At 74.0% G+C, this 15,642-nt stretch carries 12 protein-coding genes and 1 pseudogene; all 13 read left to right on the forward strand.

Annotated features, from left to right (window positions below; genetic code table 11):
• Positions 1-282: 282 nt before the first annotated feature.
• Entirely contained in the window at positions 283-2,013 is a 1,731-nt protein-coding gene (locus AB0L34_RS27785) for a penicillin-binding protein 2 (protein ID WP_363707937.1), read from the forward strand.
• Between the two features lie 52 nt (positions 2,014-2,065).
• The gene (locus AB0L34_RS27790; protein ID WP_363707929.1) at positions 2,066-3,628 is read left to right on the forward strand and encodes a UDP-N-acetylmuramoyl-L-alanyl-D-glutamate--2,6-diaminopimelate ligase; all 1,563 of its coding nucleotides are present in this window, start codon (positions 2,066-2,068) and stop codon (positions 3,626-3,628) included.
• A complete protein-coding gene (murF, locus tag AB0L34_RS27795; RefSeq protein ID WP_357451443.1) occupies positions 3,625-5,022 on the forward strand; it encodes a UDP-N-acetylmuramoyl-tripeptide--D-alanyl-D-alanine ligase in 1,398 nt (465 codons plus the stop codon). The genes AB0L34_RS27790 and murF overlap by 4 nt, the downstream gene beginning before the upstream one ends.
• Entirely contained in the window at positions 5,019-6,143 is a 1,125-nt protein-coding gene (gene mraY / locus AB0L34_RS27800) for a phospho-N-acetylmuramoyl-pentapeptide-transferase (protein WP_357451446.1), read from the forward strand. The genes murF and mraY overlap by 4 nt, the downstream gene beginning before the upstream one ends.
• Positions 6,144-6,450: 307 nt before the next feature.
• Complete coding sequence (locus AB0L34_RS27805) at positions 6,451-7,863, forward strand: putative peptidoglycan glycosyltransferase FtsW (RefSeq protein WP_363707939.1); 1,413 nt, start codon at positions 6,451-6,453, stop codon at positions 7,861-7,863.
• Positions 7,863-8,969, forward strand: a complete 1,107-nt coding sequence (murG, locus tag AB0L34_RS27810) for an undecaprenyldiphospho-muramoylpentapeptide beta-N-acetylglucosaminyltransferase (protein WP_357456596.1) — start codon at positions 7,863-7,865, stop codon at positions 8,967-8,969. The genes AB0L34_RS27805 and murG overlap by 1 nt, the downstream gene beginning before the upstream one ends.
• Positions 8,970-9,024: 55 nt before the next feature.
• Entirely contained in the window at positions 9,025-10,569 is a 1,545-nt protein-coding gene (murC, locus tag AB0L34_RS27815) for a UDP-N-acetylmuramate--L-alanine ligase (RefSeq protein WP_363707932.1), read from the forward strand.
• Positions 10,566-11,381 (forward strand): FtsQ-type POTRA domain-containing protein, encoded by an 816-nt coding sequence (locus AB0L34_RS27820; protein WP_363707934.1) that lies wholly within the window; start codon positions 10,566-10,568, stop codon positions 11,379-11,381. The genes murC and AB0L34_RS27820 overlap by 4 nt, the downstream gene beginning before the upstream one ends.
• 252 nt (positions 11,382-11,633) lie before the next feature.
• Positions 11,634-12,749, forward strand: coding sequence for a cell division protein FtsZ (ftsZ, locus tag AB0L34_RS27825; RefSeq protein ID WP_350686241.1), 1,116 nt, complete (start codon positions 11,634-11,636; stop codon positions 12,747-12,749).
• Positions 12,750-12,758: 9 nt separating this feature from the next.
• Entirely contained in the window at positions 12,759-13,505 is a 747-nt protein-coding gene (locus tag AB0L34_RS27830; RefSeq protein ID WP_357456603.1) for a YggS family pyridoxal phosphate-dependent enzyme, read from the forward strand.
• A gap of 196 nt (positions 13,506-13,701) precedes the next feature.
• Entirely contained in the window at positions 13,702-14,397 is a 696-nt protein-coding gene (gene sepF / locus AB0L34_RS27835; protein WP_350709359.1) for a cell division protein SepF, read from the forward strand.
• A 30-nt stretch (positions 14,398-14,427) separates the two neighbouring features.
• Positions 14,428-14,733: a YggT family protein gene (locus AB0L34_RS27840; protein WP_350709358.1), complete on the forward strand. Its 306-nt coding sequence runs from the start codon at positions 14,428-14,430 to the stop codon at positions 14,731-14,733.
• Positions 14,734-14,777: 44 nt separating this feature from the next.
• A pseudogene (locus AB0L34_RS27845) lies at positions 14,778-15,548 on the forward strand (DivIVA domain-containing protein); the annotation flags it as partial.
• Positions 15,549-15,642: the final 94 nt, after the last annotated feature.

A 15,642-nucleotide genomic window follows, 5' to 3' on the forward strand; every position in this document is an offset into this window, starting at 1 on the left:
GCCGGTCCGGCCGGCGCCCCCCCCCCCCCCCTCGAGTACCTGGTGGGCCGGGCGGAACGCGTCCCCGGACCGGGTGCTGCGCGGGGTCCGGCGCTGCTCGGCGCGGCCGGCGGCGTCGTCGCGCTCGCCCCGGGCGCCGGCGCGCTGCTCCCGGACGGTGCGGCCCCGCGGGGTGTACGCCCGCGCCACGACGACGAGCCGCCGGCACCCCGCCGCGCGCCGCGCCGGCCGGACCGCCCGGCCGCCCGGCGACCGTCGCGCAAGCCGCCGAAGCCGCCGCGGCTGGCCGACCCCCGCCGCCGGCTGCGGCTGGGCACCGTGCTGACCCTGGCGTTGTTCGCCGTCATCGGCATCCGGTTGGTCGTCCTCCAGGCCGTGGACACCCCGGCGTACGCGGGCGGCGGCGTGGCCGACCGGCTGCGTACCGTCACCCTGCCGGCGGCGCGGGGGGCGATCTACGACCGGGACGGCGCCCCGCTGGCGCACAGCGTCGAGGCGCGGTACGTCTACGCCGACCCGACCCGGGTCAAGGACATCCCGGGCACCGCGAAGGCGCTCTCCCCGCTGCTCGGCATTCCGGCCTCCGAGCTGGCCGAGAAGATGAAGCCGCGCAAGCGGATCAACGGCGCCGACTCCGAGTTCGAGTACCTGGCCCGGGGGGTGGACATCGACCGGGCCCGGCAGATCACCGCGCTGGAGCTGCCCGGCATCGGCACCCACCGAGACGAGCGCCGCGAGGTGCCCGGCGGCGACCTCGCCGCCAACCTGCTCGGCTTCACCAGCGAGGACATGGTCGGGCTGGAGGGGCTGGAGGCCCGCTACGACGACCTGCTGCGCGGCGAGGACGGCAAGCGGGTCTACGAGGTCGGCCTCGGCGACCTGGCCGCCCCGATCCCCGGCGGCTACAGCGAGACGACGAAGGCCAAGCCGGGCAGCTCCCTGCAGCTCACCGTCAACCGCGACCTCCAGTTCATGACACAGCGGATACTGGCCCGGCACATGGCCAAGAGCAAGGGCAGCACCGGCGCGGCCGTGGTGCTCGAGATCCCCTCCGGCGAGGTGCTGGCCCAGGCCAGCCACCCCACCTACAACGCGGCGAAGCCCTTACCGAGCGATCCGGCCGACCGCGAGGACGCGGCCACCAGCTTCGTGGTCGACCCCGGCTCGGTGCACAAGGCGATCACCTTCGGCGCCGCGCTCCAGGAGCGGGTCGTCACGCCGGACACGACGCTGCCGATCCCCAACGCGATCCGCAAGGGCGACACCTGGTTCGCCGACACCCACCCGGCCGGCGGCCGCCGGATGAGCCTGCCCGGCATGATGGCGTACTCGTCGAACGTCGGCACCATCCAGATCGCCGACAAGCTCGGCCCGGAACGCCTGATCGACTACCAGAAGCGGTTCGGTCTCGGCGAGCCGACCGGGGTCGGCATGCCCGGCGAGGCCAGCGGGCGACTGCTGCCGGCCGACGAGTGGAGCGGGTCGTCGACCGGGTCGGTGCCGATCGGGCACAGCGTCGACGCCACGCCGCTGCAGATGGCCGCCGTCTACGCGACGATCGCCAACAACGGCACGTACGTCCAGCCGCGCCTGGTCAAGGCGGTCATCGGGCCGGACGGGAAGTCCACCCCGACCGAGCGCCCGGTCACCCGGTCGGTGCTCAGCCCGGAGAACGCCGCCGCCCTGCGCACCATCCTGGAGGCGGTGACCACCGTCGAGGACGGCACCGGCCGGGCCGCCGCCATCCCGGAGTGGCGGGTCGCCGGCAAGACCGGCACCGGCTGGCGGCTGGTCGACGGGCGCAAGCAGCCCGGCGAGGTGGCCTCGTTCATCGGCATGGCCCCGGCCGAGAACCCCCGCTACGTGATCGCGGTCTTCGCGCACACGCCCGCCGGCGGCGGCGGGGACATCGCCGCGCCGGCGTTCCGGGAGATGATGCAGTTCACGCTGCGTCACTACGGCGTGCCGCCGAGCGGGGAGAAGGCCCCGAAGTTCACGGTCTATCCGCGCTGAGCGGTCACGCCGGGACATCATCGGTGAGTGCGGACGAACCACCGGGGCGGCTGTGCGGCCGGAACCGGACGACCGGGTAGGGTCTGACGCCGTGCCCGGCAATCCTCGTCCCCGTACCGTGATCGGCGCCCGGCTCGGCGACCTCGCCGCGCGGATCGCCGTCGACCCCCCGGAGGGGGGCGCCGAGCTGGTGGTGACCGGGGTGACCCACGCCAGCCAGGAGGTCCGCCCCGGCGACCTGTACGCCGCCCTGCCGGGCGCCCGCCGGCACGGCGCGGAGTTCGCCGCCGGCGCGGCGGCGGCCGGCGCGGTGGCGGTGCTGACCGACCCGGCGGGCGCTCCGGCCGCGGCCGAGGCGGGCCTGCCGGCGCTGGTGGTCGCCGATCCGCGCGCGGTGCTGGGCGCCCTCGCCTCGGCCGTCTACGGCGACCCGACCGAGGGGCTGACGGTGATCGGGGTGACCGGCACGGCCGGCAAGACCTCCACCGCCTACCTGGTCGAGTCGGGCCTGCGCGCCGCCGGCCACACCACCGGCCTGATCGGCACCGTGGAGACCCGCCTCGGCGACCTGGTGGTGGACAGCGTGCGCACCACGCCCGAGGCCACCGACCTGCACGCGATGCTGGCCGCCGCCCGCGAGCGCGGCGTCACCGCCGTGGTCATGGAGGTCTCCAGCCACGCCCTGGCGATGGGGCGGGTCGGGGGCGTCCGGTTCACCGTCGGCGGCTACACCAACTTCGGCTCCGACCACCTGGACTTCCACGCCGACTCGGCGGACTACTTCGCCGCGAAGGCGCAGCTGTTCGACGGGCGCTGCGCGGTGGAGGTGCTCAACCAGGACGACCCGGCGCTGAAGCCCCTGTACAAGCCGGCGACGGTGACCTACTCGGCGTCCGGCGACCCGACCGCCACCTGGTGGGCCGACGAGGTCGGCGGCGAGGGGTACGCGCAGCGCTTCACGGTGCACGGCCCGGACGGGCTGACCCTGCCGGCCGGGGTGGCGCTGCCGGGGCGGCACAACGTGGCCAACGCCCTGCTGGCCATCGCCGTCCTGGTCGCCGCCGGGGTGGACGCGAAGACCGCCGCCGCCGGCGTGGCCGCCTGTGGCGGGGTGCCCGGCCGGCTGGAGCTGGTGGCCGCCCCCGGGCCGGTGCGCGGCGTGGTCGACTACGCGCACAAGGCGGACGCGATCGTCGCCGCGCTGGCCGCGCTGCGGGAGTTCGGCGCCGGCCGGCTGATCTGCGTCATCGGCGCCGGCGGCGACCGCGACCGGGGCAAGCGGCCGGTGATGGGCGCCGCCGCGGCGGAGGGAGCGGACGTGGTGCTGGTGACCGACGACAACCCGCGCACGGAGGACCCGGCGGCCATCCGGGCCGAGGTGCTCGCCGGCGCCCGCCGGGCCGGCACGGCCGCCCGGGTCGAGGAGGTGCCCGACCGCCGGGCCGCCATCGACGCGGCGGTCCGGCTGGCCGAGCCGGGCGACGTCGTCGCGGTGCTCGGCAAGGGCCACGAACGCGGGCAGGAGATCGGCGGCGAGGTGCACCCGTTCGACGACCGCACCGAGCTGGCCGACGCGCTGCGGGCCCGGTTCGCCGACCCGGCGGGTCAGCGGTGATCGCGCTCAGCCTGGCCGAGGTCGCCTCGGCGGTCGACGGGCGGCTCGCCGCCGCCGACCCGGACGCCACGGTCACCGGCCCGGTCGAGTTCGACTCCCGCAAGGTGCGCCAGGGCGCGCTCTTCGTGGCCTTCCCCGGCGAGAAGGTGGACGGGCACGACTACGCCGCCGCCGCGGTGCGGGCCGGCGCGGTCGCGGTGCTCGGCACCCGCGAGGTGCCCGGCGTGCCGATGGTGCTGGTCGACGACGCACTGGCGGCGATGGGCCGGCTGGCCCGCGCGGTGGTCGACCGGCTGCCCGGGCTCACCGTGATCGGGCTGACCGGCTCGTCGGGCAAGACCACCACCAAGGACCTGATCGCCCAGCTCGCCGCGCGGCTCGGCCCGACGGTCGCCCCGCCCGGCTCGTTCAACAACGAGCTGGGGCACCCGTACACGGCGTTGCAGGCCGGGCCGGAGACCCGCTACCTGGTGATGGAGAAGGGCGCCCGCGGGGTGGGGCACGTGCGCTACCTGTGCGACGTGGTGCCGCCGCGGATCTCCGTGGTGCTCAACGTCGGGGTGGCGCACATCGGCGAGTTCGGCTCGGTGGAGACGATCGCGCTCGCCAAGGGGGAGCTGGTCGAGGCGCTGCCCGCCGACGGCCTGGCCGTGCTGAACGCCGACGACCCGCTGGTCGACGCGATGGCCACGCGGACCGTCGCCCGGGTGGTCCGCTACGGCGAGGCGGCGCACGCCGACGTGCGGGCCGAGGACGTGACGCTGGACGACCGGGGCCGCGCCGCGTACACCCTGGTGACCCCGGAGGGGACCGCGCCGGTGCGGCTCGGGCTGACCGGCCGGCACCAGGTCTCCAACACCCTCGCCGCCGCGGCGGTGGCCCGCGAGCTGGGCATGCCGCTGGCCGAGACGGCGATCGCGCTGGGCGCGCTGGGGTTGGTCTCCACCCGTCGGATGGACGTCTTCGAACGCGCCGACGGGGTGACCGTGATCGACGACTCGTACAACGCCAACCCCGCCTCCATGGCGGTCGCGCTGCGCGCGCTGGCCGGCATCGGGCGGGAGCGGCGCACCGTCGCGGTGCTCGGCTACATGGCCGAACTCGGTCCGTTCGAACGCGACGGGCACGCCGAGGTCGGCCGGCTCGCGGCCGAGCTGGGCGTCGACCGGCTGCTCGTGGTGGGCGAGCCGGCCGCGCCGATCCACGAAGGCGCGACATCGGTAGGTGACTGGGGAGGAGAGTCGGTGCTGCTCACCGATCAGGCGGCGGCCGTCGAGGTGCTGCGGGGCGAGTTACGGCCGGGCGATGTCGTCCTGGTGAAGGGCTCCCGGTACCGCACATGGGAGGTGGCCGACGCGCTGCGCGCCGACGCCGGTGAGGAGATCGCCTCATGAGGGCGGTCATCGTCGCCGTCGGGGTGGCCTTCCTGATCTCGCTCTTCTGCACCCCGATCGCGATCAAGGTCTTCACGCGGCTCAAGGCGGGCCAGCCGATCCGGGCCGAGGGCCCGGCCATGCACCAGGGCAAGAAGGGCACGCCGACGATGGGCGGCGTGGTGTTCATCCTCGCCACGGTCATCGCGTACGTGGCCGGCCACCTGGCCCTGACCACCCTGCCGGACGCGCAGATCGCCCAGGTCGAGCCGACGATCACCGCCCTGGTGCTGCTGGGGCTGATGGTCTTCTCCGGCGCCGTCGGCTTCATCGACGACTTCCTCAAGGTGCGCAAGCGGCACAGCGGCGGCCTCAACAAGCGCGGCAAGCTGCTCGGCCAGATCCTGGTCGGGGCGGTCTTCGGGGTGGTGGCGCTCTACTTCCCGAGCACCATGACCGACGCCTCGGGCGCGGTGACCAACACCGAGACCGTGGGCAGCACGACGCTGAGCTTCATCCGGGACATTCCGGCGCTGGACGTCTCCAAGATCGGCGCGGTGGTCATCTTCATCTTCGTGGTGATGGCCGCGACCAACGGCGTCAACCTCACGGACGGCCTCGACGGCCTGGCCACCGGCGCCTCGGTGATGGTCCTGGCGGCGTACGCGCTGATCGCGTTCTGGCAGTACCGGCACTGGTGCGCCGACCCGAACTACACCCAGGACTACTGCTACACGGTCCGGGACCCGCTGGAGATCGCGCTGATCGCCGGCGCGGCGGCCGGCGCCTGCGTCGGCTTCCTGTGGTGGAACACCTCGCCGGCACGGATCTTCATGGGCGACACCGGGGCCCTGGGCCTCGGCGGCCTGATCGCCGGCATGGCGATGTCGACCCGGACGATCCTGCTGCTGCCGATCATCGGCGGCCTCTTCGTGATCATCACGATGTCCGTGGTGATCCAGATCATCTCGTTCCGTACCACCGGCAAGCGGGTGTTCCGGATGTCGCCGCTGCAGCACCACTTCGAGCTCGCCGGCTGGAGCGAGGTCAACATCGTGGTCCGGTTCTGGATCATCGCCGGCATCGGCGTGGCCATCGCGCTCGGCCTCTTCTACAGCGAGTTCCTCGCCAACATGACCTGAGCCGACCGGTCGGTCCCGCCGCGGGGCCCGGGCGCGCGTCGCCCGGGCCCCGCGCCGTGTCCGGCGGGGGGAGGCGCACGTCGCCGCGCGCAGGCCCGACACGCCGACCGGCCGGTTGCGCCGGTGGCGACCCCGGGAAACCGCGATGATGGTCTGCGTGGGGGAGGGCAGAGGCATCGAGGGCACGACAGGGACGACGCCCCGGCGGTCACCCGGAGCCACCCGTACGCGCGGAGCGCCCGCCGCGACCCGCGGGCCGGACGAGGCCGGCGGCCGGGCGCTGCGCGGGGTGGACGCCGCGGGCGGGCTGGCCGCGCTGCGCGGCCTGCTGGACCGCCCGCTGGCCTCCTACTACCTGCTGCTGTCCAGCGCCGGGCTGCTGCTGCTGATCGGCCTGACGATGGTCTTCTCCGCGACCAGCGTCCGCGAGTACGCCCAGGGCGGCAACGCCTTCGCCGCGCTCACCAAGCAGGCGATCTTCGCGGTGATCGGCATCGTCGCCTTCTGGGCCTGCCAGCGGCTGCCGGCGAAGACCTACCGGGTGCTCGGCCGGCCGCTGCTGTTCACCGCCGTCGGCCTGCTGCTGGTGCTCAACCTGCTGCTCGCGTACGCGCGGCTGACCGGCCAGGACTCCGCCCGGATCGGCCCGATCGAGGCCCGGCTGCTGTGGCTCTTCGTCGGCGGTATCCAGGTGCAGCCCTCGGAGCTGGCGAAGTTCGCCCTGGTGCTCTGGGGGGCCCACGTGATCGCCCGCAAGGGCGCCGCGCTGGGCTGGTGGCGCGAGCTGGCCACCCCGCTCTTCCCGGTCGTCGGCCTGCTCTTCGTCCTGGTCGGCTACAACGACCTCGGCACGATGCTCTGCCTGCTCGCCGTGGTGGTGGGGCTGCTCTGGGCGGCCGGGGTGCGGATGCGCGTCTTCGGCACGCTGTCCGTGCTCGGGCTGCTCGGCGTCGGCCTGCTGATCGCCGTCGCCTCCCTGGGCGCCGGTTCCGGCGAGCGGGGCGAGGAGAACTACCGCTTCGCGCGGCTGATGTCGTTCTTCAACCCGCCCTCCCCGGACGACTGCAAGCTCGCGGGCTGCTACCAGATCTACCAGGGGCGGCTGGCCATCGAGCACGGCGGCTGGTTCGGCGTGGGGCTCGGCAAGTCCAGCCTCAAGTTCGGCTGGCTGCCGGAGGCGCACAACGACTTCATCTTCGCGATCATCGCCGAGGAGCTGGGCGTGATCGGCTGCGTCGTGGTGCTCAGCCTGTTCGCCGTGCTGGCCTACACCGGGCTGCGCATCGCCCGGCGCGTCGAGGACCCGTTCCGCCGGCTCGCCGCCGCCGCGGCGACCACCTGGCTGGTCAGCCAGGCAGTGATCAACATCGGCGGGGTGGTCGGGCTGCTGCCGATCACCGGCCTGCCGCTGCCGTTCATCTCCGACGGCGGAAGCGCCCTGGTCGTGACGCTCGCCGCGATCGGGATGCTCGCCTCCTTCGCCCGCGCCGAACCCGACGCCGCCCGAGCGCTGCATGCCCGTCCGCCGGCCCGATGGGTCCGACTACTCTGGGCCCCGTTGCCGCCGCTTCCCGGGCGGCGACGCCGCCCGGCGTCGCCCCCGGCTGCCCGAGGGTCCGTGCCCCGGTCGCGGGAGCGGCGGCCCGACGACCAGGCCGCACCGCGCGGCGTCCGGCTCGCCCGGACCCGGCGCGGCTCGGCGGACGAGAGGAGACGTTGATGGGTCCGCTGCGTTCGGTGGTGCTCGCGGGAGGTGGCACCGGGGGGCACATCTACCCGCTGCTCGCCTTCGCCGACTGCCTGCGCCGACACGACCCCGGCGTCCGGATCACCTGCCTGGGCACACCGAAGGGCCTGGAGAACGAGCTGATCCCACCGCAGGGCTACGACCTGCGGCAGATTCCCGCCTACCAGCTGCCCCGGTCGGTCAACATGAACCTGGTCAAGACCCCGGGCCGGATGTGGACCGCGGCCCGCGCCGCGGGCAAGGTGATCGACGAGGTGCGCGCCGACGTGGTGGTGGGCTTCGGCGGGTACGTCTCCGTGCCGGCCTACCTCGCGGCCTGGCGGCGCGAGCTGCCGATCGTCATCCACGAGGTGAACGTGCCGCCGGGCGTGGCCAACCGGCTCGGCATGAAGTTCACCAAGAACGTCGCCGTCGGCTTCCCGCACCAGCCCGCCCAGGCCGAGGCGCTGCGCGACGCCCGGGTCGTCGGCGTGCCGCTGCGCCGGGGCATCGCCGGCCTGGACCGGGTCGCCATGCGCAACGCGGCGCGGGCCCACTTCGGGCTCCGTCCCGACCTGCCGGTGCTCTTCGTCGCCGGCGGCTCGCAGGGCGCCCGCTCGATCAACCTCGCGGTCGCCGGGGCGGCCAAGGAACTCGCCCGCAACGGGGTGCAGGTGCTGCACGTGATCGGGGCCCGCAACGAGCCGGTGCCCGTCCCCACCGACCTGCCGGTCCCGTACGTGACGCTGCCGTACCTGTCCGAGATGGAGGCCGGCTACGCCGCCGCCGACCTGATGCTGGGCCGGGGCGGGGCGATGACCTGCGCCGAGGTGGCCGCGATCGGGCTGCCCACCATCTACGTGCCCTACCCGCACAGCAACCAGGAGCAGAAGCGCAACGCGCTGCCCGTGGTGGAGGCCGGCGGCGGGCTGCTCGTCGACGACGCCGAGCTGACCCCCGACTGGGTCGAGCGGACCGTCATCCCGCTGATCCGCGACCCGCACCGGCTCGCCGCCATGGGCGCCGCCGCGGCCGCGTACGGGCGCCGCGACGGCGACGAGGCGCTGCTCAACTTCGTCTACGAGGCGGTGGCCCGATGAGGGCGCGGCCCGTCCGCCCCGAGGCCCGCGCCGCCGCGACCGGAAGGTTCCCGTCATGAACACCGCACAGTTCACCCCGGCAGGCACGCTCACCGCGGAGGACCTGGGCACGATCCACCTGATCGGGGTGGGCGGGGTCGGCATGAGCGGCCTGGCCCGGCTCTTCCTCACCCGGGGCATCCCCGTCTCCGGCAGCGAGTTGCGGGAGTGGCCGTCCCTGGCCGGCCTGCGGGCGCTCGGCGGCACCATCCACATGAGCCACGAGGCGTCCAACCTCGACGGCGTCGACACGGTCGTCTACTCCTCGGCGATCCCGCAGGACCACCTCGAGATGGTGGAGGCGCGCAGGCGCGGCCTGCGCGTGCTGCACCGCTCCGAGGCCCTCGCGGCGGCGATGACCGGCCGCCGGACGGTGGCGGTCGCCGGCACGCACGGCAAGACCACCACCACCTCGATGGTCACGATGGTGCTCCAGCAGGCCGGGCAGGACCCGTCCTTCGTGATCGGCGGGGAGATCTCCGAGGTCGGCTCGGGCGCCCACCACGGCACGGGCGAGTACTTCGTGGTCGAGGCGGACGAGAGCGACCGCTCCTTCCTGATCTACCGCCCGTACGTGTCGATCATCACGAACGTCGAGGCCGACCACCTGAACACCTACGGCGACCTGGCCAGCCTGGAGGCGGCCTTCGCCGAGTTCGCCCGGCTCACCGACCCGGACGGCTTCATCATCACCTGCGCCGACGACCCGGGCGGGCGGCGGCTGGCCGAGACGCTGCGCGCGGAGGGCCGGCGGGTGCACACGTACGGCGAGGCGGCCGACGCCGACCTGCGGCTGACCGGCGTCGCCTCCTCGGCCCGGGGGGTCCGCTACCTGGCGGAGATCGACGGCCGGTCGCTGGGCGAGTTCCGGCTGCCGGTGCCGGGGCGGCACATGGGGCTCAACAGCGCCTCGGCGGTGCTGGCCGCGTACCTGCTGGGGCTGCCGCTGGAGGCGGCGGAGGCCGCGCTCGCGGCGTTCCCCGGCGTGCGGCGGCGCTTCGAGCGCAAGGGCGTCGCGGACGACGTGCTGGTCTACGACGAGTACGCCTACCACCCGACCTCGATGACGCTGGCGCTGCAGACGTTGCGCGAGGTGGCCGGGGACGGCCGGCTGATCGTGGTGTTCCAGCCCTACCGGCTCTACCGCACCCGCGACCTCCAGACGGAGATCGCCGAGGCGCTGGCCATCGCCGACGAGCTGGTGCTGCTGGAGGTCTTCGGCCCGGGCGAGCTCCGCCAGCCGGGGGAGGGTTCGGCGGCGCTGGTCGAGGCCGTGCCGCTGCCGGCGGAGCGGAAGGTCTTCGTGGACTCGTGGGAGGCGGCGCCGGCCGAGGTGGCCCGGCGGGCCCGCCCCGGTGACGTCGTGGTGACCATGGGCGCCCCGCCGATCTCGCTGATGGGGGACCAGCTGCTGGACGCGCTGTCGGCGCGTACCGCCGATCCGGCGGCGCCGGCGGGCACGACGCCCGGCGGCGAGGCCGGCGGGGCGACGACCATCGGCGGAACCGTTCCCGGCGTCGGCGGCGCGGTCCCGGACGGCGCGGCGCCCGCGGCCGGATGAGCCCCGGTCCGGCGCGCGGGCGCACCACCGGCGCGGACGGCGGTGGCCGGCGCGGACCGGTGCGCCGGTGGCAGCTGGTCCGGGCCGGCAGCGACGCGGTCCCCGCCTCGACCCGGCGGTTCATGGCCCGTGCCCGGCAGCGCCGGATGCGGGCCGCGCTGCCGTGGGCGATCGCGGCCGGCGTCCTCGGCCTGGCCGGGCTGGTCGCCTGGGCGCTGCTCGGCACCGGCCTGTTCGGGGTGCGCGAGGTCCGGGTCGAGGGCGCGGAACTGGTCAGCGCGGTGGAGGTGCGCGACGCGGCGGCGGTGCCCGACGGGGCCCCGCTGGCCGGGGCGGACCTGGCCGCCATCGCGCGGCGGGTCGGGGGACTGCCGGCGGTGGAGCGGGCGGTCGTCACCCGGGACTGGCCGGACGCGCTGGTGGTCCGGGTGACCGAGCGTACGGGCGTGGCGGCGGTGCCGCGCGGCGAGCAGTTCGTGGTGATCGACGGGGCGGGCGTGGTGTTCCGGACCCTGCCCCGGCAGCCGGACGGCCTGCCGGTGGTCCGGCTCGCCGAGCCGGGGCCGGACGACGGGGCGACCCGGGCCGCCCTGGAGGTGCTCGCCGTGCTCACCCCGGAGCTGCGGGCCGGGCTGGTGGACGTGACCGTCGAGGGGCTGGCCCGGATCAAGCTCCGGCTGCGCGACGACCGGGTGGTGGTCTGGGGGGACGCGACCCGGGGCGCGGACAAGGCGCGGGTCGCCACCGCCCTGCTCGACCGCGAGGCCGACACCATCGACGTGAGCGCCCCGGACGTGGTGACCCTGCGGTGACCGGCAGCTCGGTCCCACCGGGCGACGTGACCCGTCCCGCTCCCACGGCGACACGCCGGGCGGGTCCTTGGCTCACGGCGTGGGTGCGCTTACGTTGCCCCGAAGGGGTTCAGTGGTTGACATAACTGTAAGCCTCTAGTAGAGGGTGAGGGTTTAATCCTGATCCTCGCTGGTGACAGCTGTCGTCGACCGCTGGTCTGGCCAAGCCGTACCCGGTCGGCCCATGCCAATCTCGAAGGGAAAGGACCGGAGATGACACCTCCGCACAACTACCTGGCGGTCATCAAGGTCGTCGGCATCGGTGGCGGCGGCGTCAACGCCGTCAACCGGATGATCGAGGTTGGGCTCAAGGGCGTCGAGTTCATCGCGATCAACACCGACGCGCAGGCGCTGCTGATGAGCGACGCCGACGTCAAGCTCGACGTCGGCCGCGAGCTGACCCGCGGGCTCGGCGCGGGCGCCAACCCCGACGTCGGCAAGAACGCCGCCGAGGACCACCGCGACGAGATCGAGGAGGTGCTCAAGGGCGCCGACATGGTCTTCGTGACCTGCGGCGAGGGCGGCGGCACCGGCACCGGCGGGGCGCCCGTGGTGGCGAACATCGCGCGCAAGCTCGGCGCGCTGACCATCGGCGTGGTGACCCGGCCGTTCTCCTTCGAGGGCAAGCGCCGTCAGGTGCAGGCCGAGTCCGGGATAGACGAGCTGCGCAACCAGTGCGACACGCTGATCGTCATCCCCAACGACCGGCTGCTGGCGCTCGGCGACCGCAACATCAGCATGATGGACGCGTTCCGCACCGCCGACCAGGTGCTCCTCTCCGGTGTCCAGGGCATCACCGACCTGATCACCACGCCGGGCCTGATCAACCTGGACTTCGCCGACGTCAAGAGCGTGATGAGCGGCGCGGGCAGCGCGCTGATGGGCATCGGCAGCGCCCGCGGCGAGAACCGCGCCGTCGAGGCGGCCGAGGCGGCCATCTCCAGCCCGCTGCTGGAGCAGAGCATGGACGGCGCCCGCGGCGTGCTGCTCTCCATCGCCGGCGGGTCGGACCTGGGCCTGTTCGAGATCAACGACGCGGCCCAGCTCGTCACCGACGCGGCCCACCCGGACGCCAACATCATCTTCGGCGCGGTCATCGACGACGCCCTCGGCGACGAGGTGCGGGTCACCGTCATCGCGGCGGGCTTCGACGGCGGCGCGCCGGCGTACAAGGCCGCCGAGTCGGGCCGCAAGCCCAACCAGAACCAGCCCACCCAGCCCAGCACGCCGGTCACGCCCCCACCGACGATGCCGGCGCCGACCCAGTCGCCGCGCCGGGTGCTCTTCGACGACGTGGACGTGCCCGACTTCCTCAAGAACGGTTCCTGAGCCCCGCCGATGACCGACAGCCCAGCCACGGTGCGCCCGGACCGGCGCGCCGAACTCGCGGCCGGCCTGGCCGACGTACGATCCCGGATCGCGCAGGCGTGCGCCGACGCGGGACGGGACACCTCCGAGGTCACGATGATCGCGGTGACCAAGACCTACCCGGCCGGGGACGTGGTGGCCCTGGCCGGGCTCGGCGTCACCGACGTGGGGGAGAACCGGGACCAGGAGGCGTCCGCCAAGGCGGCCGAGGTGGCCGCGGCCGGGGTGACACCCCGGTGGCACTTCATCGGGCAGTTGCAGCGCAACAAGGCCCGGTCGGTGGTCCGCTACGCCGACGTGGTCCACTCCGTCGACAGCGTCCGGCTGGCGCGGGCGCTGGACGCGGCCTCGGCCGCGGGCCGGGACCGGCCGCTCGACGTGCTGGTCCAGGTCAGCATCGACGGGGCCACCGGCCGGGGCGGGGCGCTGCCCGACTCGGCCGACCCGGACGCCGGGCTCGGCCCGGTGGCCGAGGCGGTGGCCGGCGCGGACGGCCTGCGGCTGACCGGCCTGATGGCGGTGGCGCCGCTGGGCTGGGAGCCGGAGCGGGCGTTCGCCCGGCTGGCCGAGGTGGCCGCCGGGTTCCGGACGCTCCATCCGGGAGCCACCGCCCTCTCCGCCGGCATGAGCGGGGACCTGGAGATCGCGATCCGGTACGGCGCGACACATGTCCGCGTGGGCAGCGCGTTGCTCGGAATGCGTCCCACGCTGCGGTAGCCTGACCGCGAGAGAAGCAAATTACATGCGTGTTGTTTTGAAGGGGCGGCGTCCCGTTGTCGGGGGTCGTGGCGTGCGACGCGAATCGCGCGCCAGGGGATTGCCGGTCCGGTCCGGTGGGCAGAAGGTGTTCCACTCGCGACAAGGCGACACGGCACGGGGGCGCGTGCCGCACGGCGGACGGGAAGGGCGCGGGATGGGTGCACTGCGCAAGGCGGGGGTCTGGCTCGGTCTGGTCGAAGAGGACGACGAGCGGGCCTACGACGACGGTGGCTACGACAAGGGTGGCTACCGCGATTCGCGCTACCGGCAGAGCCGGTACTCGGAGGAGTTCGCCGACGACGAGGAGGACGACGCCGAGGAGCCGCCGGCGCCCCGGTCCCGCCTCGGCGACCGTGGCCGGCTCTCCGAGCGGGTCGCCTCCCGGGCGGCCGAGGCCGAGCGCGCCGACGGCGACCGTCCGGAGCGGGCCGAGCGGTCCAGCGTCCGCTCCATCACCCGGTCGACCGCCGGCGAGACCTCCGGGGCGCTGACCTACCACACCCGCGACAACCTGGCCCTGGCGCCGCAGGCGCAGCCGCGTGAGCGGGCGGTCGTCGCCGAGGAGGAGCAGCGTTACCAGATCACCACGCTGCACCCCACCACCTACCGCGAGGCGCGGACCATCGGCGAGCACTTCCGCGACGGCGTCCCGGTGATCATCAACCTCACCGAGATGGACGAGGCGGACGCGCGCCGACTTGTCGACTTCGCCGCCGGGCTCGCGTTCGGCCTGCGCGGTACGATCGAGCGCGTGACCAATCGGGTGTTCCTGCTCTCACCGGCCAATGTCCAGGTCACCGCGGAGGACAAGGCCAAGATCGCCGAGGGCGGCTTCTTCAGTCTGAGCTAGCCCCGCCCGACCCGAGGGACGTCGCCTGTCGTGTTGTCGATCGTGCTGCAAGTGCTGTATCTGGTGCTCTACATCTTCCTCATCACCCTGCTCGCCCGGTTCGTCCTGAGCGCCGTCCTGCAGTACGGTCGGCGCTGGCAGCCGGGCCGCGGGGCATCGGTGGGTCTGGAAATCGTGTGGAGCGTCACTGATCCCCCCCTCAACGCGTTGAGGCGTGTGATCCCTCCGTTGCGAATTGGTACCGTGAGCATCGACCTGGCCTCACTTGTGCTCCTGGTTATCCTGTTCGTGCTGATGGAGTTCGTGTTGAGGCGGTCGATCATAAGCCTTGTCTGATGACCGACGCGCTTTCGCGGCCGCAACTGACCCGAGGAGTTTCGATGCCGCTGACCCCGGCCGACGTCCACAACGTCGCCTTCAAAAAGCCGCCGATCGGCAAGCGGGGGTATGACGAGGAGGAGGTCGACGCTTTCCTGGACGAGGTCGAGCGCGAGCTTGCCCGTCTCATCGAGGAGAACAACGAGCTGCGTGCCCAGGTGGAGCGCGGCGGCCGTGGCGGCGCCCCCGCCGGCCCCGGCGGCGACGCCCGTCTCGCGGCGGAGCTCAACGACGTCAAGGCCCAGCTCGACCGGGTGCAGCGCGACAAGGCGGCGGCCGAGCAGGCCGCCCGGGCGATGCAGGCGGAGCTGGAGCAGGTCCGTACGGCCGGTGGGCCGGCGGTGACCGGTGACGGCGAGCAGCAGGCGCTGCGGGTGCTGATGATGGCCCAGCGGACGGCCGACGACCACGTCTCGGACGCCCGTCGCGAGGCCGACCAGCTGCTCTCCGAGGCCCGTTCCAAGGCCGAGGAGGTCACCCGCGAGGCCCGTTCCAAGGCCGACGCCCTCGAGCGCGACGCCCGCCAGCGGCACCAGGAGGCCATGGGCGGCCTGGACGCCAAGCGCACCGCGCTGCAGAAGCACATCGAGGAGCTCAAGCAGTTCGAGCGCGAGTACCGCACCCGCCTGAAGGCCTACCTGGAGAGCCAGCTGCGCGACCTCGACGGCCGCGGCCAGGGCCTGGAGGCCGAGATGACCCGTGGCGAGGGCACCCGGGCCGTCGGCGGCAACGGGCTTGCCGCAGCCGGTCTCGCCGGCTCCTACGGCGGCGGCACCGAAACTGAACGGGATGGAAACATTAACCCCATGAGAGCCCGGGTACTGGTGGTCGACGACGACCCCGCGCTCGCCGAGATGCTCGGCATCG

The organism is Micromonospora sp. NPDC052213, assembly GCF_040679695.1.
Lineage (GTDB): Bacteria > Actinomycetota > Actinomycetes > Mycobacteriales > Micromonosporaceae > Micromonospora.